Genomic DNA, 25,914 nt, shown 5'->3' with positions numbered 1-25,914 from the left:
TATCGATAAAAAATAAAAAGCTATTAGAAATTTACTTATTTTATAAATATTTATAAAGTTATCATAATATCTTTATTGAATTATATTTATTTATATAGTATTATAATCTAATAATTTACATCAAATGGAGATTTTATGATTAGAAAATATTTTATAGCGTTAATATGCATTATGGCGATTATTTCTTGTTCAAATAATAAGGCAAAAAATCGTTCTTCAAAGGAATTATTTATAAATGCGGGAGAAGAACCAAAAACTATAGACCCGACTTTATCGGGAAACGATTTCGTATATCCGAGACATGCTTTTGAAACTTTAATTATTAAAGGAAAGGACGGAGGATTAAAAAACGGAGTAGCCGAAAATTTAACAATATCCGCAGACGGACTAAAATATACTTTTAATTTAAAGACAAATGCAAAATGGAGCGATGGAAAATTCGTAACAGCAAACGATTTTGTTTACGCTTTAAGAAGAGCGGTTGACCCTTTAAGCGCAGCCGAATATACTTCTTTTATAGAATATGTAAAAAATGCAGCTTCAATATTGTCGGGCGATTTGCCTAAAGAAAAATTGGGCGTTCGAGCTATAGACGATTATACTTTAGAAATAGAATTAGAAACTCCTACGGGATATTTTTTAGATATATTGACTTATCCTATATTCGCCCCCGTTAGAAAAGATATTATAGAAAAGTATGGCGAGAAATGGACTTTGAAACCTGAAACCTATATAGGAAACGGCGCTTTTGTAATGATTGAAAAAAGTCCCGATTCAAAAATAGTTATGATAAAAAATACAAATTATTGGAATAAGGACGAAATAATTCCCGAAAAAATTACTTTCGTTATGATGCAAGACCCAACTTTAGCTTTAGCTGGAATTAAAGATGGTTCTTTAGATTTTTCCGTTCATGTATTGTCGCAAGATATAGAAAATTTGAAAAAACAAGAAATATTAAATATATCGCCTTATTATTCTACTTTAGCTTTTGGAATAAATAATAACGATAAAATTCTTAAAGATATAAGAGTAAGAAAAGCTTTATCTTTGGCGATTGATAGAAATTATATAGTTGAAAAAGTAGCTTTAACGGCGAAATCTCCTACAAGCGCTTGGGTTCCAGTTGGCGCTTACGATGTCGAAGGTGATTTTAGGGAAAACGGCGGCGAGTATTTGGATATTTCTAAAGAAGGTTATTCAAATAATGTGGCTATGGCTAAACAACTTATGGAGGATGCAGGCTATACTAACGGAGAAGGTTTTCCCGTTTTGGAATATAAAACCACTTCCGATTTGATTTATATTCAAGTAGCGGAAGCCATTCAGCAAATGTGGAAAGAGAATTTGGGAGTCGATTTGCAAATTGCTTCTATGGAATGGGCGGCTTATCAGCAAATGAGAAAGGATAAAGATTATCAGCTTATAAGAACTTTATGGATAGGAGATTATAGCGACCCTATGACTTTTTTAGAGAATTATTTAAGCTATCGTCCTCAAAATTATGCGGCTTATAGTAACGGCATATACGACAGATATTTGGAAATTGCAAGAAATTCTTCAGAGCAAAGCGTTAGAATGGAAGCTATGCATAATGCGGAGAGAGTTTTGATAGCGGAAGATAATATTCTTATTCCAATATATAATCCTTCATATCCTTTATTGGTTAGCAAGAGATTAAAAGATTATGTTGTAACTCCTATGCAAGAATTACAATTTCATTATGCTTATTTAGAATAATGATTTTTTAAAATGCTATATTCAATTTTTTGGATATAGTATTTTTATATATTTTTAATGAGTTTCTAATAAAAAGAATTTTTATACCGAAAAATATAAAAAAGAGGATTTATATTAACTATGAAATATATATTTATAATAATTTTATTAATAATTTATTCCTGCTCTACTACCGCGGATATTAAAGAGACAGAAAATAATCAAGTTGAAATTACAGAACCAGCAAACGAACTTATAGGAAAAAAATTTAAACTTGTGAGCATATATCCCGAAATGAATATAACTATAGAATTTGACGAAGAGAATATTTTTGGATTTTCCGCTATAAATAATTATTCTTCCGCTTATTTAACGGACGGAGATATATTTAGCGTTAAAAGTATTTCGACTACAAAAAAAACTGCAAGCAAAGAATATAGAGACGCCGAAAGCAAATATTTAAATATGTTGCGAGATGCGACTTCTTATAAACTTAAAGGAAAGAGATTAATTATTTATACTTTACTATCTAACGAGAGTTTAATATTTGAGGAATTTTAATTTATATGATAAGAAAAATTTTTTTATTATGTATTATTATTTTTATAAACTCCTGTGCAAGTTATAAAGAAAATTTAAATATGTCAATAAGCACTTTAAGCGGCAAAACATATCAGTTAATTAATATGTTTGTCGATACGGGAATAACTATTTCATTTTACGATAAAGAATTTTACGGCTATAGCGGATTCAATACTTATTTTGGAGAATATGAAGTAAGAAGAGGAAATAATATTTTATTTAAAAATATATCGACTACAAAAATGAGCGAAGAATCGGAATCTGCGGAAATAGAAAAAGAATATATAGAACATATAACAAAGTCTTATTCTATAGAGTTTACAAGCGATGGAATTAAAATAAAAACTTTAGACAATACGGAGTTAGTATTTAAGAGGCTTCGTTAAAAATAGGATAAATTAATGAAAATACTTATAGTTTCGGGATTTTTGGGAGCGGGAAAAACCACTTTAATTAAAGAAATGGCAAATAAAACAAAAAGAGATTTTGTTATAATGGAAAACGAATACGGCGATGTAGATATAGATTCAAATATGCTTAAAGACGAAGGAATGAATATTTGGGAACTTACCGAAGGTTGCGTTTGCTGTTCTATGAAACAAGATTTTGCAACTTCTATTCTAACTATAGCCAATTCATTAGACCCAGAATTTTTAATAGTCGAACCTACGGGAGTGGCAAAATTAGGAAATATAATAAACAATATAAGGCAAATAGAATACGAAAGAATTATTCTTCTTAAACCAATAACAGTAATAGACGGAAATAGTTTTGATTCTTTTATTTCTTCCTATGATAATATTTATATCGACCAATTAGTTAATGCTTCAAAAATAATAATTTCTAAAATGGAGTCGAAAGATAAAGAAGAAAACGAGGAATTAATAAAAAAAATAGAAAATCTTTTAATAAAAAATAATGTTTCGCTTAATAGCGTGGAAATATTAAAAGAACATTATAGCAAGAAAAATAAAGATTGGTGGGAAAATATATTAAAATCTTTTTTAGACGAAAAATATTCTGTAAAAGTAAAATCCGAAGAAAACGAAGAAATGCCCGATTCTATAAGTATGAAAGGTTGCGAACTTGAAAACGAAAATCAATTTCTAATTCTTTTAGAAGATATTATAAGAGGGAGATTCGGAGATATTGCAAGAGCTAAAGGGTTTATTAAATGCGGGAAATCATTTTTAAGATTTGATGTAGCGGGAGAAAGATACGCGATTACGGGAGCTAAAGAAACGGACGAACTTGAAATTGTTTTTATAGGAAAAAATTTAAATCGAAAACTTTTGAGAGAGATTTTTCAACCTGTTTATAGGGAAAATATAAAGCATTCTCATAAGCATTAATTTTATTTTATTTTTTTTAGTAAATCAAAATTTTCTATTCTTTTTTATTATAAAAAATCGTTAACATTTATATTAAAAATTAAAAAAATACGCTTGAATTTTTATTTTTATAATATAATATATATCTATGAAGCTATTTAGAAATTTATTATACCTACTTAAATTTTTTATTATATCTTTTGCGATATTATTTTTTATCTATTTTTTTAGAGTAATAGATATAAATAATTTATTAAAAGAGTTTGATATGAACATAATAAAAAGATTTGTTATTAATTATACATTTTATATATTTGTAGTCGCATCCGTAATATCTATAATATTTATCGGAACTTTAAATAAATTCAGAGGCTATGCGGCTACTATTATAACGATTGTATTATTGTCTTTAATCGTAATATCTTATCCTCTTTATGTTTTAATCGGAAATCATAACATTGAATTTTTAGAAAATGAAAATACTTTTTTAGATATAAACGAAAAAACTTTTACTAAAGTAGACAAGTATATAGTGAAGGCTAACAATAAATTATTTAATAACGGATATAAAGACGGAATTCTTATAGACGCTTTTTTAAATAATAAAATATATTTTGCAGATTATATATATGTTTCAAATAAAACTATATCTATGTTCAATGTAAAAGAGATTAACGGAATAAATTTAGAAATAAGAAATTCGGTTGAAATCGAAAGAAAGTCAATGTTTTATTATTTGTCGAGCATTTCAAAAGATGTGGTTTTTGGTTTTAGTTTAGTCCCATTTTTAAATTTATCTTTAAGATATCTTACGGTTGAGAGTCGTCAAATTCATGTAGTATTAATTTTATTTAGTCAATTTTTTCTTATATTTCTTGCTCTTTATATGTTAGGTTTATCGTTTAATTCAAAAAAATATATTTACCATAATATGCTTACGGGATTTTTAATATACGGAATAATGCAAATTATTTTTACGATTGCAAATGTATTAATGCATAATTTAAATTTTTGGAATATAACGGCTTTTATATATTTTATAGCGATATTTGTAATTATGATTTCGTTTATTATAAAAAGGTTTAAAAGTCAGTAGGTTAATAGAGTTAAAAAAATAAAATGAGCCAAATTGTTAATGAATTTTGTAATATAGATTTGAAAAAAGAAAGCGTTGTCACGATAGGCAAATTTGACGCCGTTCATAAAGGACATCAAAAACTTTTAAAATATACGGTTAATTTTGCTAAAAAAAATAATCTCGTTTCGATAGCGATTCTTATAAAAAAAAGAAATTTATCAATTTACAATATAGAAGAAAATACAAATTTTATAAAAGAATTGGGAATAAACTATATAATAGTTATTGACTTTTTGCCAGAATTTTATACAATGGAAGCTAAAGAGTTCTTTAATAAATTGATAGAGTATTATCGTATGAAGCATATAGCCGTAGGTTTTGATTTTGCATTTGGCAGAGACAGAGAAGGCGACATAGAATTTTTGTATAAATATTCAAAAGAATGCGGCATTGGAGTAAGCGTGATTAAATTTCTTAACAATAACGGAAATAGAATATCAAGTTCATCCATAAGAGATTGCCTTTCAAACGGTAAGATAAAAGACGCTAATAAAATGCTTGGAAGAGAATATACTATAAGCGGAGAAATAGTTCATGGAAACGCGCTTGGCAGAAAGATTGGCTATCCAACCGCAAATTTGGAAATTCCAAATAATATTTTTATTCCTAAAATGGGCGTTTATAGTTCTATAGTTAGAATAGGAAATGGAAGCAAATATTATAAAGCGCTCACCTTTATTGGCATTAGCAATATTAATAAAGAACTTAGAGTTGAAAGCCATATATTAGACTTTTCAAGAATGATATATGGCAAGAAATTAACTATTATTCCTCTTAAATATATAAGAGATAATATAAAAGTTAATTCTATAGAAGAAGTAAAATTATTGCTTAAAAAAGACGAATACAAAGTTAGAGAATTTTTTAAAAAGGAGAAAAAATGTCTATTACAGCGGACGAAAAACTAAAAATAATTAAAGAATTTGGAAAAAACGAAAAGGATACGGGTTCGGCAGGAGTTCAAATAGCGCTTTTGACGAATAGAATAAGCTACTTAAAAGGTCATTTTCAGACTCATACCAAAGATAATCATTCTAGGATGGGACTTCTAAAAATGGTTGCTAAAAGAAGAAAACTTCTTAACTATTTAAGAAAAGTCGACATAGAAGCTTATAAAAATCTTATACAAAAATTAAAATTAAGAAAATAATTTATTTTCATGAATTTAAATTTTATTAAACCGTTTTGTTTTAATTTATATCAAAAGGAGTAGATTATAATGGTAACAGTAAAAAGTTCATTTTGCGGAGAGGAATTGGTATTAGAAACTGGGCTTTTGGCAAAACAAGCTCATGGCGCGGTAACTTTAAGACTCGGAAACACTACTATATTGGCTACGGTTGTAGCAGCTAAAGAGCCAAATTTAGAATCGGATTTTTTTCCTCTAACGGTAAATTATAATGAAAAATATTACGCGGGCGGAAAAATTCCAGGCGGATTTTTGAAAAGAGAAGGCAAACCTAGAGATAAAGAAATATTAATATCTAGAATAATAGACAGACCTTTAAGACCTTTATTTCCAGAAGGTTTTAGAAATGAAGTTCAAGTAATTCCAACCGTTCTTTCGGTAGATTCCGATATGCCAACGGACGCTTTGGCTTTAATAGCTTCAAGCGCTGCGCTTACGATTTCATGGATTCCTTTCGGCGGACCAGTTGCGGCGGTTAGAATAGGATATATTAACGGAGAATATATTGTAAATCCAAAAAATAGCGAACTTTTAAAAAGCGATTTGGATATTATAGTTGCAGGAAGCAAAGACGCAATATTGATGATTGAAGGAGAAGCTAAAGAAGTTTCAGAAGAAGTTTTTATAGGCGCTATAGAACTTGCTCATAAAGAAATGCAAAAATATATTGATATTCAAAACGAAATGGCTAATCTTTGCGGAACTCAAAAGATTGAGCAGGAATTATTTGAATTCGATAAAGATTTATTAAATATGGTTAATGAATACGGAAGAGAAAAAATAAACGCCGCTAATTATAATCCAGATAAAGAAAAAAGAAACGAAAGCATGGATAACGCTTTTAACGAGATAGAAGAATATATTAAAACAAAAACGGAAGATGAAAAATTAATAGCTCAAGTTAAAGGAATTTGTCATTCTATAGAAGAAGAAATTGTCAGAGAAGCGATAGTTGAAAAAGGTATGCGCCCTGACGGAAGAGCTTTAGACGAAATTAGAAAAATCGATACTATGATAAATTTAATTCCGAGAGTTCATGGTTCGGGCTTATTTACAAGAGGACAAACTCAATGTTTATCAATAATAACTTTGGGAAGCGAGAAAGACGCTCAATTAATGGACGATATTTACGGAAAAGATAATAAAACTTTTATGCTTCATTATAATTTTCCGCCTTTTTCAGTTGGCGAAGTTGGAAGATACGGAGCGCCAGGCAGAAGAGAAATCGGGCATGGAAATTTAGCCGAACGCTCATTTAATGCCGTTTTGCCTTCAAAAGATAAATTCCCATATACTATAAGAGTTGTAGCTGAAATATTAGAAAGTAACGGTTCTTCTTCTATGGCTACAATTTGCGCATCGACAATGTCTTTATTATCGGCGGGAGTTCCTCTCAATTCAAGCGTTGCTGGAATCGCTATGGGACTTGCCACTTATAAAGACGGCTATAAAATATTAACCGATATTCAAGGAGTTGAAGACCATTTGGGAGATATGGATTTTAAAGTTGCGGGAACTAGAAAAGGAATAACGGCTTTTCAATTAGATATAAAACTCACGGGAATATCCGCCCAAATATTAAAAGAAGCTTTGGAACAGGCTAAAAAAGCGAGATTCTTTATTTTGGATAAAATTGACGCTACAATATCAAATCCAGCGGAAATATCGGATTTTGCTCCTAAATTTAAAATGATGGAAGTTAATCCCGAAAAAATTAGAGTATTAATCGGTCCTGGAGGAAAAAATATTAAAGCTATAATAGACGAAACGGGAAGCGATGTAGAAATACAAGACAGCGGAATAGTAAATATATTCGCTCCAGACGGTCCTACTTTAGAAAAAACTATAGAGCTTATAAATTCTTATGTTAAAGACCCTGAAGTCGGAGAAGTATATGACGGAGTCGTTAAAGATATTAAAGAGTTTGGAGCTTTTGTTGAAATATTGCCAGGAGTTGAAGGACTTTGTCATATATCGGAATTAGCTTATAAAAGAGTTATGAATGTTGAAGAGATTCTTAAAATAGGCGATACGGTTAAAGTTAAGATTATAGACAATAGAGGCGGAAAATATTCTTTGAGTAGAAAGGCTTTACTTGAAAAACCAGACGATTATGCGGAAGAAGAAGGCAATAACAGAAGAGAAAGAAAAAACCGAAATAATAATCATAACAATAACAGAAGAAGATATTAATTTAAAATTATTTATCAGATTATTTAAATGAAAATAGCGCTATCTCAATTTGAAATAATTCCTTCAATGCCAACGAATAATGCGGCGAGAATTATAAATTATATCGAAGAGGCGAAAAATAATAAAGCCGATATGATAATATTTCCCGAGCTTGCAATATCGGGATATTTAATCGGCGATATGTGGGAGAGCGAATCTTTTATAAGAGAATGCGAAGAATTGGGAGATGAGATAATAAAAGCCTCTAAAGATATTTTTGTTATATTTGGAAATGTAGCGGTAGATAGAAATAAAAATAATTTTGACGGCAGAGTTAGAAAATATAACGCTTTATTTTTAGCGAAAGACGGAAAACTTATAAAAAATCCATATTCAAAAATTCCATATCCTTTTATTATAAAAACATTACTTCCAAATTACAAAGAATTTGAAGATACAAGACATTTTTTTAGCTTAAAAGATTTGATTTTTGAAAACGCTTTAGAAGATAATTTTGATTTAAAAGAATATTTTAAGCCCATTGAAATAGAAATTAACGGAGAGAAAATTAATTTAGGTTTGACTATTTGCGAGGACGCTTGGAGTTCTAATTATAATTTATCTCCTATGGATATCCTAAACGAAAGCGGAAATGTTGATGTTTTTATCAATATTTCGAGTTCGCCTTATACTTTAATAAAAGACGATAAGAGACATAAAATGTATTCTGATATCGCGAAAAAATATAATAAGCCTTTGATATATGTTAATAATGTCGGCATTCAAAATAACGGAAAAACGATTTATACTTTTGACGGCGGAAGTTCGGTATATGACGATAACGGAAATATAATTTTAAACTCTGCCCGATACGAAGAGAGATTATATTATATAGAAATGAATTTAACAAAAAAAGAATTTCCAAAAGCTATAAAGATAAACGAAGAAAACGAATACAAATTAATTTACGATACGATTATTTACGGAATAAGAAAATTTATGAAGTCGATTGGAATTAATAAAGTAGTTATAGGAGTTTCTGGAGGAATAGATTCCGCTTTATCTTCTGCTGTTTATGTTAATGCAATCGGCAAAGATAATGTTTTGCTTGTAAATATGCCGAGTAGATTTAATTCTAACACTACAAAAAATTTGGCGAAAACTTTAGCCGAAAATTTGGGTTGCGCTTATATGGTAGTTCCCATTCAAGAATCGGTTGATTTTACAATAAAACAAATTGAAACATGCAAGATTATAAAAGACGGAGAAGAGAGTTTTTTAAAAGTATCTTCTTTTATAGCCGAAAATATTCAGGCAAGAGACAGGTCATCAAGAATATTATCGGGATTAGCCGCTTCTTTCGGCGGAGTATTTACTTGCAATGCAAATAAAGCGGAGACTATGGTTGGCTATTCCACTTTATACGGAGACGGAGCGGGATTTTTCGCGGCTTTAGCGGATTTGTGGAAATACCAAATATACAGACTTTCAAAATATATAAATAAAAATATTTTCAAAAAAGAAATAATTCCCGAAGGCAGCATAAATATTGTTCCATCTGCGGAATTATCAAACGCTCAAGCGGTTGACGAAGGAAAAGGCGACCCTATTAAATACGATTATCATGATTATTTATTTAAAACTTTGATGGAATCTTGGAATAGAATATTGCCCGAAGATATTTTGCAAATGTATATTGACGAAACTCTGGAAGAAAAAATAGGATGCGAAAAAGGAATAATAAAAAAATATTTTAAAAACGATTTGGAATTTATAGAAGATTTGGAAAAATGGTGGAGGCAATATATGGGAATGGCAATATCAAAAAGAATACAAGCGCCTCCGATACTTGCGATTAGCAGAAGAGCTTTCGGTTTTGGAAATAGAGAATCTCAAAACAGAGTTTATTATACTTCAAAATATTTGTATTTAAAAAATAAATTGCTTAATTAAAGGTTTCATTATGAAAAAAATTATATTTCTATTTATGATATTTGGTTTAAATCTTTATTCTCAAACCAATTTAGATTACGAGTTTAAAAATCCTTTTAGAGTTTACGAAACGGATAAATATTATATGGGTTGGCAGGACCCGAGGGCTTTTATAGGAAGATTATTATTTGCAAAAAATTTTAATGTGGAAAAGAATTTAACTAAAATATCTCCCGAAGCTAATTGGGATTTTAAATCGGTTTCTTTATATGTCGAAGGAAAAGTGGCAAGCGAGATAATGTTTTATAGAAATAAATATTTTTCAGTAGGAATGGGCGCGGGAATGGAAATATCGATACTTGGAAGAAAAAACGGATTATTCGATGTTTATGATTTTTCAGGACAATTCGATTTATTTTTAGATTTATGGCTTCAAAATCTTACGGGAATTAATTTGAAAATAAGATTTATTCCAATGTATCATCAATCAACACATTTGGTTGACGGTTTTAAAGGAGATGTTCATATAAGAAGCGGAAGCAGTTATGAGTTTGCGGCAATTTCGGTTTATTATTATATAAATAATTTCACAATATACGGAGGATGGGAATTTTCTTATAATACGGTTGGAAATAGTCCGCAAATATTCAGACTTCATACGGGATTTGATTATAGATTGCCTTTATACAAAGAAATTAATTTTATAACGGGAATAAATTTAGCGGTAATTTTAGATAAAAAAGACAATTTAGGTTTAATAAGAATAAGAGAAAATTTGCATGCGGCTATAAATCTTGCAGCGGGAATAGAATTTTATAGATTTGCTATAGCTTTAAAATTTGGATATGGAAAACCGAGAGGAGCTTCAAGTTATTTCGGATATGAAAGCAAAATTGGAGCGGAAATAAGCCTATTATTTTAATAAGATTTTTATAAATAATCTATTGCAAATTATTAAATAATAATATATAATTGATAAATAATTTAATACATTAAGGGGTTAGCAATGCTCAAAAAAATATTTACTTTAATCTTTATATTAGTATTTTCTACCGTATCGATTTTCGCTCAAGAAGAAAGCGAAGATTCTGCAAATAAGCCAAGAGAAGCTTTATTAAAAGATTTTGTAGACGCTTTGGCAAGTCAGGATGAAAGTTTACTATTAAGCGCCATTGAAATGGGAAGTCCCGAAGTTAAAGCGTTATGTTTTCAAGCTTTAAGCGAAAGCGGAGCGAGTAGCGATTTATTAATTCAAGCTATTAACAGATATGTAGACTATGGTTTAACTACTTCTTATGGCGGTAATTCCGATTCTGAAGTTCGTTATCAAGCTTTAAAAGCCGCAAAAACCGCTTTATCAGAATCGTCCGTTAAGGCAATATCAAGCATGTTATATAGCGAAAGAGAAACTTTCAATATAATAGCCGCAATTCAAGCGCTTGGCGAGATAGGAGACGCTAAAGCCGTTCCTTCTTTATTATTTCAATTAAGACTTGGAAGAACTCAAGGAATAGTTTACGAAGCCGCCGTAGCGTTAGGAAAAATAGGAGACGCTTCATCTTTGTCGGATTTGGTTTATTTGGCTCAAGATGACAGATATTTTTTAGCCGTTAGACAAGCTGCTATTGACGCTATTAGGAATATAAATCCTCCTTCTGAAAATTCGCAAGAATAAATTTTTCTCACAATAAAGATAAAAAAGCCTATCTTTAATAGATAGGTTTTTTTATTTTATAATATTTTAAATTATCTTATAATAAATAAAAAATTAAATAATCAATTCGTCTAATAATTCAAATAATTTGTCTTTGCTTTCGCATTTCATAAGTTTTATTTTATTTTCCATCTTAAAACCGTTAAGATATTTCATTATAAATTTACGCATAAAATGGACTCCGCTAATCTCTCCGTAAAATTCGCAGCATCCGTTTATATGTTCTTTAATAACGCTTTTAAGATTTTTATCAATATTTTCTTCTTTATCAAATATTTTATTTAATTCGCTAAATATCCAAGGATTGCCAATAGCCGCTCTTCCAATCATTATTCCATCAACTTTATAATTTTCAAAAACTTTTTTGGCATCTTCTTTTGTTTTTATATCTCCATTTCCAATCAATATATAATCTTCTCCTAAAGCTTTTTTTACTTGCGCTATTTTTTCCCAATCGGCATATCCTCTATATAAATCGCTTGCATATCTTCCATGCAAAGTTAAAAAGCATGCGCCATTTTCTTTAAGCGCTAAAGCTCTTTCAATCTCTCCTCCTTCTCCTCTTTTAAATCCTAATCTTATTTTTACGCTCACAGGCAAAGGCGAAACATTTTTTACCGCCTTCAAAATAGAAATCATTTTATTAATATCAGTCAATAATCCCGCTCCGCAATTATTTTTTATCACTTTTTTTGTAGGACAACCCATATTAATATCAATAAAAGAAAAATATTTAAAATCGGTTAATTCAATCGCTTTTTTAAAATCGTCTTCGTTGTTTCCAAATATTTGCAAAGAAATTGGATGCTCATCCTCTTTATGTTCCATATATTTATAAGTTTTTTTTACTTTTCTTGCCAATGCGGCGGCGCTTACAAGTTCGGTAGTAAGAAGTCCCGCTCCAAATCTTCTGCATAATCTTCTAAAAACATAATCCGTATATCCAGCCATTGGAGCTAAAAAAAATCTTGATGGAATATTTACATTTTCTATTATAATATTTTTAGTCATTTTATCATTTTATATTTAAATAATTCAAATAATTTTCAAGTATCAATGTAGCCGCTATTAAATCGTTGCTTTTTTTCTTAACGCTTTTTTTCTTTCCTCTTAAAATATATTCGGCGTCTTTTGAAGTTCCGTATTCGTCTATAAATACAATTTCAACTTTAACGCTTTTAAGCAAAAAATCGGCAAACCTTCTTATTTCAAAACACCATTCGTTTTCTTTACCATCATCCGATAAAGGAAGCCCAAAAATAACAGTGTCAATTTTTTTCTCTTCAATTATATTTATTAAAGCCATTTTTACTTTTCTAGCGTTGCTCTCTTCGATAAGTTTGCATGGAAAAGGAATTTTTATTTCCATATCCATATAAGCCGTTCCCGTTCGCTTTTTTCCGAAATCAACTCCCAATACCATTTATTATTTTTCCTTTATTCTTCTTCAGCCGTTATAATATCGTATTTGCTAAAATTATGGACGCTCGATTTTATATATGCATTATCAATATTTTTTATAATATCGACTTCAAAAAAATCTCCTTCCTCGTTTTTTATATATAAAGAAAATCTATCGTCTTTATAATTCAAAAAATCTCTACCAATATAAATAAGATTATCTCCTTTATTTATAGTATTATAAACATTTATTTTAGAATATTCTTTTTCTTGTCCTACAATCATACCCATTAATCTTCTGCCTTTTAAGTATCCTTTTAAAGCGGGTTTTATATCTTCTCTGCTAAAATAAAATCCCGTATCGCTTTCTCTTCTGCTTATAGTAGAAAGTTCTTTTATATAACTTGCTATAGGCTCTTTTTTTATCGCTTCGGGATATTCTTCATAACCTACTCTATTAAGCAAATCTAATAAAACTCTATAAACTCTAACTACATTTGCAACATAATAAACGCTTTTCATTCTGCCTTCAATTTTTATAGAATCGATTCCCGCTTTTGAAAGTAGATTTAAATATTCAGCCATTTGCAAATCTTTTGAACTTAATATTGCGCTATGATTTTCGCCTTCTTCCAATTCCATAAATTCGCCAGGTCTAGTTTTTTCTTCGATATAAGTTTTAAAATTCCATCTGCAAACTTGAGAACAATCTCCGCCGTTAGCGTCTCTTCCGTTCATATAATTTGATAATAAGCATCTTCCCGAATAAGCCATGCAAACCGCTCCATGAACAAAAGTTTCAAGCTCTAAATCCGTATTATCTCTTATCTCTTTTATTTCGTCTAAAGATAATTCTCTTGCAAGTATTATTCTTGAAGCTCCTAAACTCTCATAAGCTCTGCAGGAATAACTATTTGTAACCGAAGCCTGCGTGCTTATATGTATATTTGCGCTTGGAATAATCTCTTTAATAAGTTCTAATATTCCCAAATCGGAAACTATAAAAGCGTCTATTCCTATATTCGATATTGCCTTTAAATAATCTTTCAATTTTCCTTTATCGTATTCATGCAAAAAAGCGTTTAAAGTTAAATATATTTTTTTATTTAAACTTCTTGAAAGTTTTACGCAATCCGAAAGCTCTTCAAGAGTCGTATTCTTACTTTGATGTCTCAAATTGAATAAAGCTCCGCCTATATAAACGGCATCAGCTCCATAATGATAAGCGACTTCTAATTTTTCTTTATTTCCCGCAGGAGCGAGTAATTCCATTAATTTATCCTATTTAAAATTATTTATTAATAAAACAATTATTATTTTATATTAGAATATATAAAAAGTATATATAAAAATATTAATAATTTAGCAAATAAATATAGCGTCAATTAATTTGTAATATTTAAAATTATTTTCATTGTATTTAAATTTTTATTCTTTTTTTATTTTATAATAATATTGTCATTGCAAAACTTTAATCTAAACAATCAATATTTAATAAAGTTAATTCTAAAAATAAAGTTTATAAATTATTAAATCTATAAAAAATTTATATAAAATTTTACTTGACTTATTTTTTATAATCATATATATTAATTGAAATTATATATTATTATAACATATTATTGTTTTTTTATCATAAAATGTATTGACAATATAAAAAAATTATATATAATTATCTAAAAAATAAAAATGAGGTTTAACTAAAATGAAGAAATATTTAATAATTCTAATATTTTTAACATTAACTTCAAATTTATTTTGCATATCGATAACTCCGCAATTTAACCTTATTGCAAATATAGGAGGTTTGAAAACATTTACTCAAACGGATGTTAAACCTTTGGATAGTTATTATATGCAAGGTTATTCCGTATTTTTTGACACTATAAAAGGCGATATAAAATTTAACGCTTCAATATACTCTCAATTAGGTTTTAGAGTTGAAATAAAAGATAAAATAACATTGGGAGAATTCCTTGAATTTGGATATTATCCATTAACTATAAATACGAAATATGACGGTAAACCTTTTCCTCGTTTATATGATTATAGGAATACGGATAAAATGCTTTTTCATAGTATAATTTTAGGAATAATTGAAAAAGTTTATTTCAAAAATTTTAGCATAGGTTTGGGGGGGGCATAATTATCCCAATATCAGGGTATGGAATTTCTTCAAATCCAGAGAAAATATTTTATAGCGGAACGGAATATGTAGAAAATTATCCTTTGGTTATGCCGACTAAAAACGAATTCAATCATAACGATATAAAAAGAATGTTCAAAACTCCTATAGCTCCATATATAAAATTGACTATGGAATATGAATTCTTACCTTTCAAATCTAAAAATGTAGAAATTGGGTTTATTTTAGGCGCTTATGTAAGTTATAATTTTGGAATGAAATACAATGTTTCCGAATTAAATAAATATTTGCCTAAAAAAGTTAGTTATAAAGAAAACGGAACAACTTATTTAAATCCTTTAGCCGCAGACGATATATATTATAAATATAGTTTTTCAAGTATAGATTTTGGAATAACGGGCGGATTTGCTTTTAAGTCCTATAAAAATTAATATTTTATAAAGAGGTTTTCATGAAAAAATATTTAATAATTCTAATATCATTAATATTAACTTCAAATTTATTTTGTATAGCTATTCCTCCGATTTCGCTAGAATTTAATGTATTCGGTTTTTTGGGAGCTTCAAAAACTTTTACTCAAACGGATGTGAAATTAAAAGGAGACCATGAATTTTACCAGCCAGGCATGTATAGCGTATATCACATATATTTTGATTCTATTAAGCCTGATAAAATAGGTTTTGATGCAAAATTAAACGCTCAAATGGGGTTTAACGCAAAAATAAATGATAATTTTAGCATAAGTTCGCTTCTTGAAATAGGATATTCTTTTTATTCTATAGACACAAAATATGAAAGCAGAAAAGACGATTTAAATCGCTCGTATAAAATATATTCTGATAGTCTAATACTTAATTGTCTTTTATTAGGAATAGCCGAAAAATATAATTATAAAAAATTTAAAATAGGATGGGGAGCGGGAGTTTTAATCCCAATATCTGGAAAAGGCTCTTCTAATGCCGATATAAAATTTTTTGACGGTAAAGGCGGCAAATACGCTTTGGTAATGCCTTCAAAAGAAAAATTTAGTTATGAAGATTTGCGTAAACTTTTTAGAGTTCCTTTCGCGCCATATATAAAATTAACCGTAGAATATGAGGTTTTTTCTATGAAAGAAAAAAATATAGAAGTTGGAGTAGTATTGGGCGCTTATATAAATTATAATTTTGGAATGAAATACGACACAGATTTTTTAAACTCTCAACTTCCTCGAAACGATAAAGGATACGGAGTTGTTGGAGTGTATGGAAACGGCGATATTTATAATAAATATAATTTTTCAAAATTAGATTTTGGAATAACATTTGGAAGTTCTTTTAAAATTATTCAATAAATAAAATTATTTTAATAATTAAATTAAAAAATAATATTTAGTTTTTTTATTGAAATATTTATTTTATATGCTATTATAATTATCGATTTTATAAAAAGGAGTTAATATTATGAAAAATATTAAAACTATTATATGTTTATTTTTATCAATTTTATTTTTTACAAGTTGTAAAAGTAAGCAAGAAAGCAATCAAAACGAAGAGAGTTTTAAAAATCTAACCGTAGAAGAGGTTATAATTTTATTGGAAGCAAATCCCGATATTATAGTTATAGATGTTAGAACTCCAGACGAAATAGCGCAAACGGGAGCTATAGAAAATTCTATTAATATAGATTTTAAAGCTTCTGATTTTAAAGAAAAAATATCCGCTTTAGACAAAGATAAAGAATATATACTTTTCTGTAAGTCTGGCAATCGTTCTGGGCAGGCTTCTAAAATAATGGCGGAGATGGGATTTAGCAATATAAATAATTTAAATAATGCTGGATACGAAGAGTTTTCTAAAGCTCTGTCTAAATAGTCCATAAATTTTAATTTGTTTTTTGTATTAGGGAACGGTTATATTAAATAATTCGTTCCTTAAATTTGTGTTAGTTTTATTTTTATGAAAAAATTATTTTTTATAGCCTTAAGTATATTTCAAATAATTCTTTTAATATTTGCATATATTCTAAATTTTTTATCTCGTAAGAAAATGGGAGTTATGCGACATTTCATTTATAAAAATAATAAACTAAACGACATATATAACATGGAAAATATAATAAATATATTATGCCTTATAATATTTTTAATCTTAATATTTGCAATAATCAACATCGTTATTTTTAGAAAAAATAAAAAATTAATTTATCCGCATAAAAAATATTTTTATATAATAAATATTTCATTAATACTTTTAGGTTTGATTTTTATTATATTTTTAAAATATTTTTCAATCGATAAAATATTAACTTACTATTATATAAGTTTAATTTTTCTTATTGTATATATAATAGAATTTATAAAAGCGATAATTTACTCAATTAAAAAAGCTTTATAAAATTATTTGTTTGTAATTTCTTTCGGATTTCCTAATTGTATCGGTAATTTAGAATTCATTTGCCATACATACCAACCGCCGTCATACAAACTAATATTAGTCCAGCCGTTCTGATAAGCTATTAAAAAAGGTATAGACGCTCTCCAACCTGTTCCGCAATAAAATGAAATTTCATTTTCTTTTGAAACGCTCCATTCACTCCATATTTTTTGAGCTTCTTCTATACTTATAACTTTGCCATTTGTGTCAATATAGTCAAATTCGTCTCTTCCCCATACCGCTCCTTTAGGCTCGCCTTTTCTTTCTATATAACTATATCCGCTTATCTTTCCTATAAACTCGTCCCAACTTCTTATGCTTACCAATTTAAAATTAGCGTCTTTTTGTTTTTCAATTATCTCTTCAGGAAAAGATATAATATATTCGGGATGAGCTGGAACTATAACGCCAGTATCTTCTATAGGAAAAGCTTTTTCTGTATTATTTGAAGTTTTATAACCAGCATTAATCCATGATTTTAATCCTCCGTCTAATATATGAACTTCGTCTACTCCAGCCCAAAGTAAAGTTATCGCTACCCTAGCGGCGGGAGAAGGCTCCCCGTATATTATAACAGTTGTATTTTTCGATATGCCAAAATCTTTCATAACTTGTTCTATTTCTTCAGGAGTTCTAATATTCCAATATTTAGGCTCTTCTATTAAATCGGTATTTATATGCAATGCTCCCTGAATATGAGATTTTTTATAATCCGAACTCGGCTCTCCCCATGAAGCTTCCAATATTACATAATTAGAAGATTGCGGTTGGTTTCCGTCTATTACGCTTTTTACCCAATTAGGCTCTACATACACTTGAATTTTATCTATATTTTTAGCTAATTCTATATCGCTATTTTTAGACGCTTCATTTTTATTTTTACATGAAGTTATTAATAAAAACAAAATTAAAATAAATATTTTTTTATACATAATTACCTCTTAATAATATAAATTAATTATTACATTTTATTATATTTTAATTATTTTTCAATATTCGCTTTATTCAAATATTCGATTATATTATTTGCAATATATCTCGCATCCTCTTCACTTAAAGAACTATATAAAGGCAATGTAATCTCATTCTTATAAAGATTATAAGCGTTATCGTAATTTTTAATATTATAACCTAAATCAATATAAGCTTTTTGAAACGGCAAAGGCAAATAATGAACATTTAATATTATTCCAAGCTCAAACATTTTTTCAATAAATAAATCTCTGTTTTTTTCTTCAAAATCTTTTATTCTAATCATATATAAATGATAAGAAGATTCTATGCTTTCGTTTTTTAATTTTGGCAGAATTATTTTTTCGTTTTTGCTTAATATATCGTTATAAATGCATGCGATTTTTTTTCTGTTTTCAAGCATTTTATTATATCTTCTTAATTGCGATAAACCAACAGCCGCATGCAAATCGCTCAAATTACATTTATAGCCTATGCATTCTATATTATATTTCCAAGAATTTTTGCCGCCTTTTTCTTTATCTAAAGCGCTTTTATTTTGTCCGTTTAATGCCCAAATAGAAATTTCTTTATATATTTTATCCGCTTTTATATTTCCAATATCGTTAAATGCTAAAGCTCCGCCTTCCGCAGTCGTTATATTTTTTACCGCATGAAAAGAAAACGAAGTAAAATCCGCTTGACTTCCGACTCTTTTATCTTTATAAATCGCGCCTATAGAATGAGCGGCGTCAGATAAAAATAAAATTCTTTTCAATTCTTTTTGATATTTATTTTGAGAAGGTTTAAATAAATGCTTTTTATTTTCTAAAATATTTTTAATATTATCGTAATCGCAAGGAATTCCGCCTATGTCTACCGATATAATAGCTTTTGTTTTTTCGGTTATTGCATTTTCTAATTTTTTTAAATCTATATTGAAATCGTTATTTTTATTAGCGTCTATAAAAACGACTTTAGCTCCAAGATGAATCGCCACATTTGAAGTTGACGCGTAAGTATAAGCGGGAACTATAACCTCGTCTCCTTTGCCAATGCCGAATATTTTTAATGCAAGCTCCATTGAAGAAGTCGCGCTTGAAAGTAATTTTACTTTTTTTACTTCAATATATTTTGATAATTCTTCTTCAAATTCTTTATTAACCTCTCCGCTTGTAATCCAACCCGATTTTAATACTTTAACTACCGCGTTTATTTCGCTTTCGGTTATATCTGGAGGTGAAAATGGAATATTTTTTTTCATTAATTTATCTTATATTAATTTTATATATTATCTATTAATCGCCATTTTTTCTATTATATCGACTACATTATTTATGCCTATAAAATCGCTATTAAAACATGCATGATAATTTCTTGCATCTCCCCAAACTTTTCCCGTATAATAATTGTAATGTTTTTCTCTCAATTTATCTCTTTCTTTAAGTATTTTTTCAATATTATTGCTATCTAATTTATATTCTTCAACCGCTCTTTTTATTTTGCTTTCAATATTTGAATATATAAAAATATTTATGCAATCGTCAAATTTTTCCAAAACATGATTTGCGCATCTTCCGACTATAACGCATGAATGTTTTGAAGCCACTTCTTTAATAACATTACTTTGAGCAAAAAACATAGTATCTTGTAAAGATTCTCCATTTCCAAATACCATATTTCCCGCATAAGAACCCGAAACTGCAAAATTAAATAATGGCGTTCCCGTTAATTTCTGTTCGTTTTCTTTTATATAATCGGGCGAAAATCCCGTTTTTTCCGAAGCCATTTCAATTATAGCTTTATCGTAAAAAGGTATATTTAATTTATTTGCAACGGTTTCGCCAATATATCTTCCGCCGCTTCCAAATTCTCTGCTTATAGTTATAATAATTTTTCTATCCATAAAAATCTCCAATATTTAAATTTATAAAGCGTTAGCTAAATCTATACCCGCTTGAAAACATGCATCAAGTATTTCTTTATTTGGTTTTTCTTTGGCTATTATAGATTTTCTAAATAATTTTATTCCATTTTTAATAGCGTCTTCTTCCCAATCTTGCATCCATTTTCCATCTCCCCAACCGTAAGAACCGAAGAAAAATACTTTTTTATCTTTCAAATAAGGTTTAATATTTTCATACATAGGCAAAAATTCCGTATCCTCTAAAGTTTCCGAACCCATAGCTGGACATCCGAGAGCTATTTTATCATAATTTTTAACTATTTCAAAATTAAAACTATACGCTTTGAAAATATCCGCATCAAATCCCGCTTCTTCAACGCCTTTTTTTACGCTATCAGCCATAAGTTTGGTATTTCCCGTTTTACTCCAAACTACAATAGCTATTTTTTTAGGCATATTTTTTAATCCGTTTATTAAATATTTCTAAAATTATAATTATAATATTCTATTTGTCAAGATATTAATTTGAATTATTATTAAATAAATTTTATAATTATATCGTTATTTAAATTATATTTTGTAGCGATAAAAACAAGTATTTTATTTATTTAAACTATCATTTTTTTTATTTTAAGTTATAATATTTTTAATTAATTTATTTCATAGATTTGAAATCGGAATATAGTTTATGTTTTTCAAAAAAAAAGATAAAAATAATAATAATGATAATAATAAATCTAATCGTAATGAAGTTTCTGAAAGGGCTAAAAACTTTTTTAATAACGATAAAGAACATCCTTCAGAAATACGAGCCGTTAGTCTTACTAAATTTTATGGAAAGAGAAAAATTATAGAAGATATTTCTTACGGCGTTAAACAAGGCGAGGTTGTCGGACTTTTGGGACCGAACGGAGCGGGAAAGACGACAAGCTTTTATATTACGGTAGGTTTTGTTACGGCGACTAAAGGACAAGTTTTTTTGAACGATATTGAATTAACAGGTTTGCATATGTATAAAAGAGCGCAACTTGGAATAGGATATTTGCCTCAAGAAGCGTCTATTTTTAGAAAACTTTCGGTTGAAGATAATTTACTTGCAATTTTGGAATATAATAAAACATTAACTCCAAAAGACAGAATGTATATTGCCGACCAACTTTTATCGGAATTTAATATAAATCATGTTAGAAAACAAAAAGGCTATACTCTCTCGGGAGGAGAAAGACGAAGATGCGAGATAGCAAGAGCATTAACAGTAAATCCTAAATTTATTTTGCTTGACGAACCTTTTGCGGGAGTCGACCCTATAGCCGTTATCGATATACAAAATATTATAGCGTCATTGAAAGCTAAAGGTTTGGGAATTTTGATAACCGACCATAATGTTAGAGAAACTTTAAGAATAACCGACAGAGCTTATATAATGGGAAACGGAAAAATATTAGTTCAAGGAACTCCCGAAGATATTGTAAACAACCCGCTTGCTCGTAAGGTTTATTTGGGCGAATCTTTTACTATGTAATTTGATAATATAAAATTTAATAATATAAAATAAAAAATAATTATAATAATTCTTTCTTTCATCAAATTTTATATTTTTAATTATTTGAAAATAGTTATAATAAATTTTTAAGCGGATTTTAATTTTTTAATTTTCTTTATTTCTAAACTTACAAAAATTATTGTGACGATTAAAGCGATTCCGTCCGCTATCGGTCCTGCATACATTATTCCGTCAATTCCAAATATTCTTGGAAGTATTATAATAAGCGGAAGTAAAAATAATAATTGTCTCGTCATAGCTATGAAAGCTCCTTTAAATGCCTTGCCTATCGAAGTAAAAAAAGTTCCCGATACGGGCTGAATTCCATTAACTATCATAAGAGCCATATAAACTCTCATATATCTTTCTGCAAATTGAAAATATAATTCGCTTCCGTCTCCAAATATTGAAACAACTTGGCGTGGAAATATTTGAAATATTAAAAAAGATATTAAAGCTACTATTGTAGTTATGCTAACAGTCAATTTATAGGTTTCTATTACTCTGTCGTAATTTTTAGCTCCGTAATTAAATCCTATTATCGGTTGACTTCCTTGTCCGCTTCCTATTATAAAAGCCATTATAAGCATATTTATTTTTGCTATTATTCCCGAAACTGCCAAAGGAATATTGCCTCCGTATATTGAAAGCGCTCCATAATAACTTAATACATTATTCATAGTTATTTGAACAATCATCATAGAAAATTGATTTATTCCGCCCGAAGCTCCAAGCGAAAATATTTTAAAAACATTTTCCGAATATAAATTAAAACTATATCTATTAAAAGTGATATTCTTAAATTTAAAAACATATCTTAAAGTTATAAAAAATGAAATAAATTGTCCTATTATAGTGGCAAGCGCCGCTCCCGATATTCCCATATTAAATTTAAATATAAAAATCGGGTCTAATATTATATTAACCGCAGCTCCAATTAATACAGAAAACATAGAATATTTTGGACTTCCATCCGCTCTTATTATATGGCTCATAACCGTAGAAAATACGAAAGGAATAAAACCAATCGAAGTTATGCTCGTATAATCTATAGCGTATTGCAAAACTTCTTGAGTCGCCCCGAACATAATCATAAATTTTTTAACGAAAACTCTAACTACTATTGAAAATATCAAGCTGAATACGATTGCAAGAACTATTGTGTTTCCTATCATATCCGCCGCTTTTTTCTTATTTCCTTGTCCTAAAGAAATGCTATAAATTGAAGCTCCGCCCAAACCTAAAAATAAAGAAATAGATACGCATATAGTCGTTAGAGGAAAAGCCACATTTGTAGCGGCGTTTCCGTTAATTCCTATTCCTCTTCCGATAAAAATTTGGTCTACTATATTATAAAGAGACGCTACCAAAAGCGAAATAATGCTTGGAGTCGCATATTTAAAAAGAAGTTTATGGATTTTCTCGTAATATAGAGGATTGGAAGTTACATTATTATTAATAAGATTTTCTCCTTAAATAAAAATTATTATAGATTAATTTATTATATTTTATTTTCTTTATTATTGCTATATAATAAAAAATAAATATATTTTAGGTAAATTAATGCTTATAGATATTCTTACTTTATTTCCTACTTTTTACAAAAGCCCTATTTCGATTGGAATTATAAATAACGCTATAAAAAATAAAAAAATAAATTTGAATATAGTTAATATGCGAGATTTTGGAGAAGGCAATTATAAAAGATGCGATGATTATCCTTATGGCGGCGGACCTGGTATGATTATGACTTATAATATATTTAAAAAATATTTTGAAAATAATAATAAAGGCTATACTATAATTTTTTCGCCTTCGGGAAAAGTTTTGAATCAAAAAAAAATAAAAGAGCTTTCTAAAAAAAAACATATAACGATGATACTCGGACATTATGAAGGAATAGATTATAGAGTTGAAAAAAAATATGCTGACGAAACTATAAGCGTTGGAGATTATGTTTTAAGCGGAGGAGAAATTCCCGCGCTTTTACTTATAGATGCAATCGCAAGATATAAAGACACTTTGAATAATAAAGAATCTGTTTATAACGATACTTTTGAAGAAAACTCGGCGGGGCTTTTAGAATATAGTCAATATACTAGACCTGAAAAAATTGACAATATGGAAGTCCCAAATATTTTAATGTCGGGCAATCATAAAAATATTGAAGAATATAGAAGAATGTCGGGCTTGATAAAAACTTTTAAAAACAGAGCAGATATGTTTTCAAATATTAAACTTTCCAAAAAAGATTTGAATGCTATATTTGATTATCTTATAAATAAAGAGTAAAAATTCATAAAATGTATAATTAACGAATAAATTTCTATGGTAAAATTAATAAAATCTAAAAAATTGATATTAACCTTATAAGCGAAATAATAGGTTTAACTATAGACGAAATAAAAAAACTCTAATGAAAATTCTATTTTAAAATTTGGTTTCATTAATAGATGAATTTTATTAATTTTGTATTATCTATGATTTTTCAAATCCATGTAATTACAAATATAATTGCTTGCAACAAATCATTAAGTAAATTATAATTTTTTCAAATTTTAATTGTTAATTTTTTTTTAATTTAATTTTAGGGAGATGAAAATGAATTTTAATTTTTATATGCCAAGCAAACTTATATTTGGCAGAGGAAGTTTAAATAATTTGCATAAACAAAAATTTCCTGGCAAAAAAGCTTTAATAGTAACCGAAGCAATTATAAAAGAATTAGGTTATTTAAAAATGCTTGAAGAACAACTTAATAAAGCAAATATATCTTATGTTTTATTTGATAAAATAATTCCAAATCCTATAAAAGAACATGTAATGGAAGCCTCTGATATAGTTAAAAAAGAGAAATGCGATTTTCTTATAGGAATTGGAGGAGGAAGCAGTATAGACTCTGCAAAATCAATCGCTATTATGTCTACAAACGAAGGCGATTATTGGGATTATGTATCGAGAGGAACAGGAAAAAAGAAAGCAGTCTTAAACGAACCGCTTCCAATTATAGCAATAGCGACTACGGCGGGAACAGGAACAGAAGTAAATCCATGGCTTGTTATAACAAACGGAAAGGAAAAAGTAGGTTTCGGACATTATAAAACATTTCCTTATTTATCAATAGTCGACCCCGAACTTATGAAAACTATTCCGCCAAAATTAACCGCTTATCAAGGATTTGACGCTTTATTTCATAGCTCCGAAGGATATATTGGCAAACCTGCAAATGAAATGAGCGATTTATTAGCTTTAAAATCAATGGAACTTATAGGCAAAAGTTTAGCGAAAGCCGTTGAAAATGGAAACGATAACGAAGCGAGAGAAAATGTAGCTATGGCAAGCACTCTATCGGGAATAGTGCAAAGTATTTCCGATTGTACAGCCGAACATTCAATAGAGCATAGCTTAAGCGCATATTATCCTAAACTTGCGCATGGAGCGGGATTAATTGCAATAAGTAAAGCTTATTATACTTTACTTGCAGAATCTCATGATTGCGATGAAAAAATGATAAATATGGCAAAAGCTTTAGGTAAAAAAGACGCTTCAAAACCTATGGATTTTGTTGACGCTTTACTTGAACTTCAAAAAGCTTGCAAAGTAGACGATATTAAACTTTCGGATTATGGAGTAAAAAAAGAAGATTTACCCGAGATAGCGCAAAACTCTAAATTTACAAGCGGATTATACGAAAACGACCCGCATAATTTTAGCGATGAAGATATATTATTAGTATTAGAAAAATCTTATAAATAAAATATATTTTAAAATTAATA

26 protein-coding genes are annotated in these 25,914 nt (G+C 28.5%); 18 read left to right on the top strand and 8 right to left on the bottom strand.

The window, feature by feature from the left end:
• Positions 1 to 135 precede the first annotated feature (135 nt).
• From EPJ79_RS00245 to EPJ79_RS00195, 11 genes are all read left to right on the top strand, one after another.
• On the top strand, positions 136 to 1,740 hold the full coding sequence (locus EPJ79_RS00245; RefSeq protein WP_147737992.1) for a peptide ABC transporter substrate-binding protein: 1,605 nt from the start codon (positions 136 to 138) through the stop codon (positions 1,738 to 1,740).
• A gap of 120 nt (positions 1,741 to 1,860) precedes the next feature.
• Positions 1,861 to 2,280, top strand: a complete 420-nt coding sequence (locus tag EPJ79_RS00240) for an META domain-containing protein (protein ID WP_147737991.1) — start codon at positions 1,861 to 1,863, stop codon at positions 2,278 to 2,280.
• Between the two features lie 5 nt (positions 2,281 to 2,285).
• Positions 2,286 to 2,687, top strand: a complete 402-nt coding sequence (locus EPJ79_RS00235; RefSeq protein ID WP_147737990.1) for an META domain-containing protein — start codon at positions 2,286 to 2,288, stop codon at positions 2,685 to 2,687.
• Between the two features lie 15 nt (positions 2,688 to 2,702).
• Complete coding sequence (locus EPJ79_RS00230) at positions 2,703 to 3,653, top strand: CobW family GTP-binding protein (protein WP_147737989.1); 951 nt, start codon at positions 2,703 to 2,705, stop codon at positions 3,651 to 3,653.
• 247 nt (positions 3,654 to 3,900) lie between these two features.
• Entirely contained in the window at positions 3,901 to 4,728 is an 828-nt protein-coding gene (locus EPJ79_RS00225; protein WP_147737988.1) for a hypothetical protein, read from the top strand.
• A gap of 23 nt (positions 4,729 to 4,751) precedes the next feature.
• On the top strand, positions 4,752 to 5,678 hold the full coding sequence (locus tag EPJ79_RS00220; protein ID WP_147737987.1) for a bifunctional riboflavin kinase/FAD synthetase: 927 nt from the start codon (positions 4,752 to 4,754) through the stop codon (positions 5,676 to 5,678).
• The gene (rpsO, locus tag EPJ79_RS00215) at positions 5,651 to 5,920 is read left to right on the top strand and encodes a 30S ribosomal protein S15 (RefSeq protein ID WP_021958684.1); all 270 of its coding nucleotides are present in this window, start codon (positions 5,651 to 5,653) and stop codon (positions 5,918 to 5,920) included. Before EPJ79_RS00220 ends, rpsO begins: the two co-directional genes overlap by 28 nt.
• 69 nt (positions 5,921 to 5,989) lie before the next feature.
• On the top strand, positions 5,990 to 8,152 hold the full coding sequence (pnp, locus tag EPJ79_RS00210) for a polyribonucleotide nucleotidyltransferase (protein WP_147737986.1): 2,163 nt from the start codon (positions 5,990 to 5,992) through the stop codon (positions 8,150 to 8,152).
• Between the two features lie 27 nt (positions 8,153 to 8,179).
• A complete protein-coding gene (gene nadE / locus EPJ79_RS00205; protein WP_147737985.1) occupies positions 8,180 to 10,084 on the top strand; it encodes an NAD(+) synthase in 1,905 nt (634 codons plus the stop codon).
• A 10-nt stretch (positions 10,085 to 10,094) separates the two neighbouring features.
• Complete coding sequence (locus EPJ79_RS00200) at positions 10,095 to 10,985, top strand: hypothetical protein (RefSeq protein WP_147737984.1); 891 nt, start codon at positions 10,095 to 10,097, stop codon at positions 10,983 to 10,985.
• An 84-nt stretch (positions 10,986 to 11,069) separates the two neighbouring features.
• Positions 11,070 to 11,738 (top strand): HEAT repeat domain-containing protein, encoded by a 669-nt coding sequence (locus EPJ79_RS00195; protein WP_147526539.1) that lies wholly within the window; start codon positions 11,070 to 11,072, stop codon positions 11,736 to 11,738.
• A gap of 93 nt (positions 11,739 to 11,831) precedes the next feature.
• On the opposite strand, the gene EPJ79_RS00190 is transcribed toward EPJ79_RS00195, so the two are convergent.
• From EPJ79_RS00190 to EPJ79_RS00180, 3 genes are read right to left on the bottom strand one after another with little or no spacing between them, the layout of a single operon-like run.
• Positions 11,832 to 12,788 (bottom strand): tRNA dihydrouridine synthase, encoded by a 957-nt coding sequence (locus EPJ79_RS00190; RefSeq protein ID WP_147737983.1) that lies wholly within the window; start codon positions 12,786 to 12,788, stop codon positions 11,832 to 11,834.
• A 4-nt stretch (positions 12,789 to 12,792) separates the two neighbouring features.
• Positions 12,793 to 13,200, bottom strand: coding sequence for a Holliday junction resolvase RuvX (gene ruvX / locus EPJ79_RS00185; protein WP_147737982.1), 408 nt, complete (start codon positions 13,198 to 13,200; stop codon positions 12,793 to 12,795).
• 14 nt (positions 13,201 to 13,214) lie between these two features.
• On the bottom strand, positions 13,215 to 14,450 hold the full coding sequence (locus EPJ79_RS00180) for a peptidase U32 family protein (protein WP_147737981.1): 1,236 nt from the start codon (positions 14,448 to 14,450) through the stop codon (positions 13,215 to 13,217).
• A gap of 433 nt (positions 14,451 to 14,883) precedes the next feature.
• Here EPJ79_RS00180 and EPJ79_RS00175 point away from each other — a divergent pair, with 433 nt between their 5' ends.
• The 4 genes from EPJ79_RS00175 (at position 14,884) to EPJ79_RS00160 (ending at position 17,177) form a co-directional block, all read left to right on the top strand.
• Entirely contained in the window at positions 14,884 to 15,324 is a 441-nt protein-coding gene (locus EPJ79_RS00175; protein ID WP_147737980.1) for a hypothetical protein, read from the top strand.
• An 89-nt stretch (positions 15,325 to 15,413) separates the two neighbouring features.
• Entirely contained in the window at positions 15,414 to 15,755 is a 342-nt protein-coding gene (locus EPJ79_RS00170; RefSeq protein WP_147737979.1) for a hypothetical protein, read from the top strand.
• A 20-nt stretch (positions 15,756 to 15,775) separates the two neighbouring features.
• Positions 15,776 to 16,657, top strand: coding sequence for a hypothetical protein (locus EPJ79_RS00165; protein ID WP_147737978.1), 882 nt, complete (start codon positions 15,776 to 15,778; stop codon positions 16,655 to 16,657).
• Positions 16,658 to 16,766: 109 nt separating this feature from the next.
• On the top strand, positions 16,767 to 17,177 hold the full coding sequence (locus tag EPJ79_RS00160) for a rhodanese-like domain-containing protein (protein ID WP_147737977.1): 411 nt from the start codon (positions 16,767 to 16,769) through the stop codon (positions 17,175 to 17,177).
• A 524-nt stretch (positions 17,178 to 17,701) separates the two neighbouring features.
• On the opposite strand, the gene EPJ79_RS00150 is transcribed toward EPJ79_RS00160, so the two are convergent.
• From EPJ79_RS00150 to EPJ79_RS00135, 4 genes are read right to left on the bottom strand one after another with little or no spacing between them, the layout of a single operon-like run.
• Complete coding sequence (locus EPJ79_RS00150) at positions 17,702 to 18,670, bottom strand: sulfurtransferase (RefSeq protein WP_147737975.1); 969 nt, start codon at positions 18,668 to 18,670, stop codon at positions 17,702 to 17,704.
• A gap of 50 nt (positions 18,671 to 18,720) precedes the next feature.
• Entirely contained in the window at positions 18,721 to 19,953 is a 1,233-nt protein-coding gene (locus tag EPJ79_RS00145) for a DegT/DnrJ/EryC1/StrS family aminotransferase (protein WP_147737974.1), read from the bottom strand.
• Between the two features lie 27 nt (positions 19,954 to 19,980).
• Positions 19,981 to 20,595 (bottom strand): cytidylate kinase-like family protein, encoded by a 615-nt coding sequence (locus EPJ79_RS00140; RefSeq protein ID WP_147560332.1) that lies wholly within the window; start codon positions 20,593 to 20,595, stop codon positions 19,981 to 19,983.
• Positions 20,596 to 20,616: 21 nt separating this feature from the next.
• A complete protein-coding gene (locus EPJ79_RS00135; RefSeq protein ID WP_147737973.1) occupies positions 20,617 to 21,051 on the bottom strand; it encodes a flavodoxin domain-containing protein in 435 nt (144 codons plus the stop codon).
• 232 nt (positions 21,052 to 21,283) lie between these two features.
• On the opposite strand from EPJ79_RS00135, the gene lptB reads away from it, so the two are divergent.
• On the top strand, positions 21,284 to 22,117 hold the full coding sequence (gene lptB, locus EPJ79_RS00130; RefSeq protein ID WP_147717190.1) for an LPS export ABC transporter ATP-binding protein: 834 nt from the start codon (positions 21,284 to 21,286) through the stop codon (positions 22,115 to 22,117).
• A 107-nt stretch (positions 22,118 to 22,224) separates the two neighbouring features.
• Here the strand turns inward: lptB and EPJ79_RS00125 are convergent, their stop codons facing one another.
• Positions 22,225 to 23,598 (bottom strand): MATE family efflux transporter, encoded by a 1,374-nt coding sequence (locus tag EPJ79_RS00125; RefSeq protein WP_147737972.1) that lies wholly within the window; start codon positions 23,596 to 23,598, stop codon positions 22,225 to 22,227.
• Positions 23,599 to 23,701: 103 nt separating this feature from the next.
• On the opposite strand from EPJ79_RS00125, the gene trmD reads away from it, so the two are divergent.
• Positions 23,702 to 24,430, top strand: coding sequence for a tRNA (guanosine(37)-N1)-methyltransferase TrmD (trmD, locus tag EPJ79_RS00120; protein ID WP_147737971.1), 729 nt, complete (start codon positions 23,702 to 23,704; stop codon positions 24,428 to 24,430).
• 309 nt (positions 24,431 to 24,739) lie between these two features.
• The gene (locus EPJ79_RS00115; protein WP_147737970.1) at positions 24,740 to 25,894 is read left to right on the top strand and encodes an iron-containing alcohol dehydrogenase; all 1,155 of its coding nucleotides are present in this window, start codon (positions 24,740 to 24,742) and stop codon (positions 25,892 to 25,894) included.
• Positions 25,895 to 25,914: the final 20 nt, after the last annotated feature.

Origin of the sequence: Brachyspira aalborgi, assembly GCF_008016455.1 — a bacterium.
Taxonomy (GTDB): domain Bacteria; phylum Spirochaetota; class Brachyspiria; order Brachyspirales; family Brachyspiraceae; genus Brachyspira; species Brachyspira aalborgi.
Note: the sequence above shows the minus strand (reverse complement) of the source record. Positions and strands in the feature narration are given on the sequence as shown.

Coding starts and splice junctions, on each gene's coding strand:
- EPJ79_RS00200 (WP_147737984.1), top strand. CDS start 10,095: ATGAAAAAAATTATATTTCTATTTATGATATTTGGTTTAAATCTTTAT.
- EPJ79_RS00195 (WP_147526539.1), top strand. CDS start 11,070: ATGCTCAAAAAAATATTTACTTTAATCTTTATATTAGTATTTTCTACC.
- EPJ79_RS00220 (WP_147737987.1), top strand. CDS start 4,752: ATGAGCCAAATTGTTAATGAATTTTGTAATATAGATTTGAAAAAAGAA.
- EPJ79_RS00115 (WP_147737970.1), top strand. CDS start 24,740: ATGAATTTTAATTTTTATATGCCAAGCAAACTTATATTTGGCAGAGGA.
- EPJ79_RS00145 (WP_147737974.1), bottom strand. CDS start 19,953: ATGAAAAAAAATATTCCATTTTCACCTCCAGATATAACCGAAAGCGAA.
- EPJ79_RS00175 (WP_147737980.1), top strand. CDS start 14,884: ATGAAGAAATATTTAATAATTCTAATATTTTTAACATTAACTTCAAAT.
- nadE (WP_147737985.1), top strand. CDS start 8,180: ATGAAAATAGCGCTATCTCAATTTGAAATAATTCCTTCAATGCCAACG.
- EPJ79_RS00240 (WP_147737991.1), top strand. CDS start 1,861: ATGAAATATATATTTATAATAATTTTATTAATAATTTATTCCTGCTCT.
- EPJ79_RS00165 (WP_147737978.1), top strand. CDS start 15,776: ATGAAAAAATATTTAATAATTCTAATATCATTAATATTAACTTCAAAT.
- trmD (WP_147737971.1), top strand. CDS start 23,702: ATGCTTATAGATATTCTTACTTTATTTCCTACTTTTTACAAAAGCCCT.
- pnp (WP_147737986.1), top strand. CDS start 5,990: ATGGTAACAGTAAAAAGTTCATTTTGCGGAGAGGAATTGGTATTAGAA.
- EPJ79_RS00135 (WP_147737973.1), bottom strand. CDS start 21,051: ATGCCTAAAAAAATAGCTATTGTAGTTTGGAGTAAAACGGGAAATACC.
- EPJ79_RS00140 (WP_147560332.1), bottom strand. CDS start 20,595: ATGGATAGAAAAATTATTATAACTATAAGCAGAGAATTTGGAAGCGGC.
- EPJ79_RS00170 (WP_147737979.1), top strand. CDS start 15,414: ATGCCGACTAAAAACGAATTCAATCATAACGATATAAAAAGAATGTTC.
- EPJ79_RS00160 (WP_147737977.1), top strand. CDS start 16,767: ATGAAAAATATTAAAACTATTATATGTTTATTTTTATCAATTTTATTT.
- rpsO (WP_021958684.1), top strand. CDS start 5,651: ATGTCTATTACAGCGGACGAAAAACTAAAAATAATTAAAGAATTTGGA.
- EPJ79_RS00230 (WP_147737989.1), top strand. CDS start 2,703: ATGAAAATACTTATAGTTTCGGGATTTTTGGGAGCGGGAAAAACCACT.
- EPJ79_RS00190 (WP_147737983.1), bottom strand. CDS start 12,788: ATGACTAAAAATATTATAATAGAAAATGTAAATATTCCATCAAGATTT.
- lptB (WP_147717190.1), top strand. CDS start 21,284: ATGTTTTTCAAAAAAAAAGATAAAAATAATAATAATGATAATAATAAA.
- EPJ79_RS00235 (WP_147737990.1), top strand. CDS start 2,286: ATGATAAGAAAAATTTTTTTATTATGTATTATTATTTTTATAAACTCC.
- EPJ79_RS00150 (WP_147737975.1), bottom strand. CDS start 18,670: ATGTATAAAAAAATATTTATTTTAATTTTGTTTTTATTAATAACTTCA.
- ruvX (WP_147737982.1), bottom strand. CDS start 13,200: ATGGTATTGGGAGTTGATTTCGGAAAAAAGCGAACGGGAACGGCTTAT.
- EPJ79_RS00225 (WP_147737988.1), top strand. CDS start 3,901: ATGAACATAATAAAAAGATTTGTTATTAATTATACATTTTATATATTT.
- EPJ79_RS00245 (WP_147737992.1), top strand. CDS start 136: ATGATTAGAAAATATTTTATAGCGTTAATATGCATTATGGCGATTATT.
- EPJ79_RS00180 (WP_147737981.1), bottom strand. CDS start 14,450: ATGGAATTACTCGCTCCTGCGGGAAATAAAGAAAAATTAGAAGTCGCT.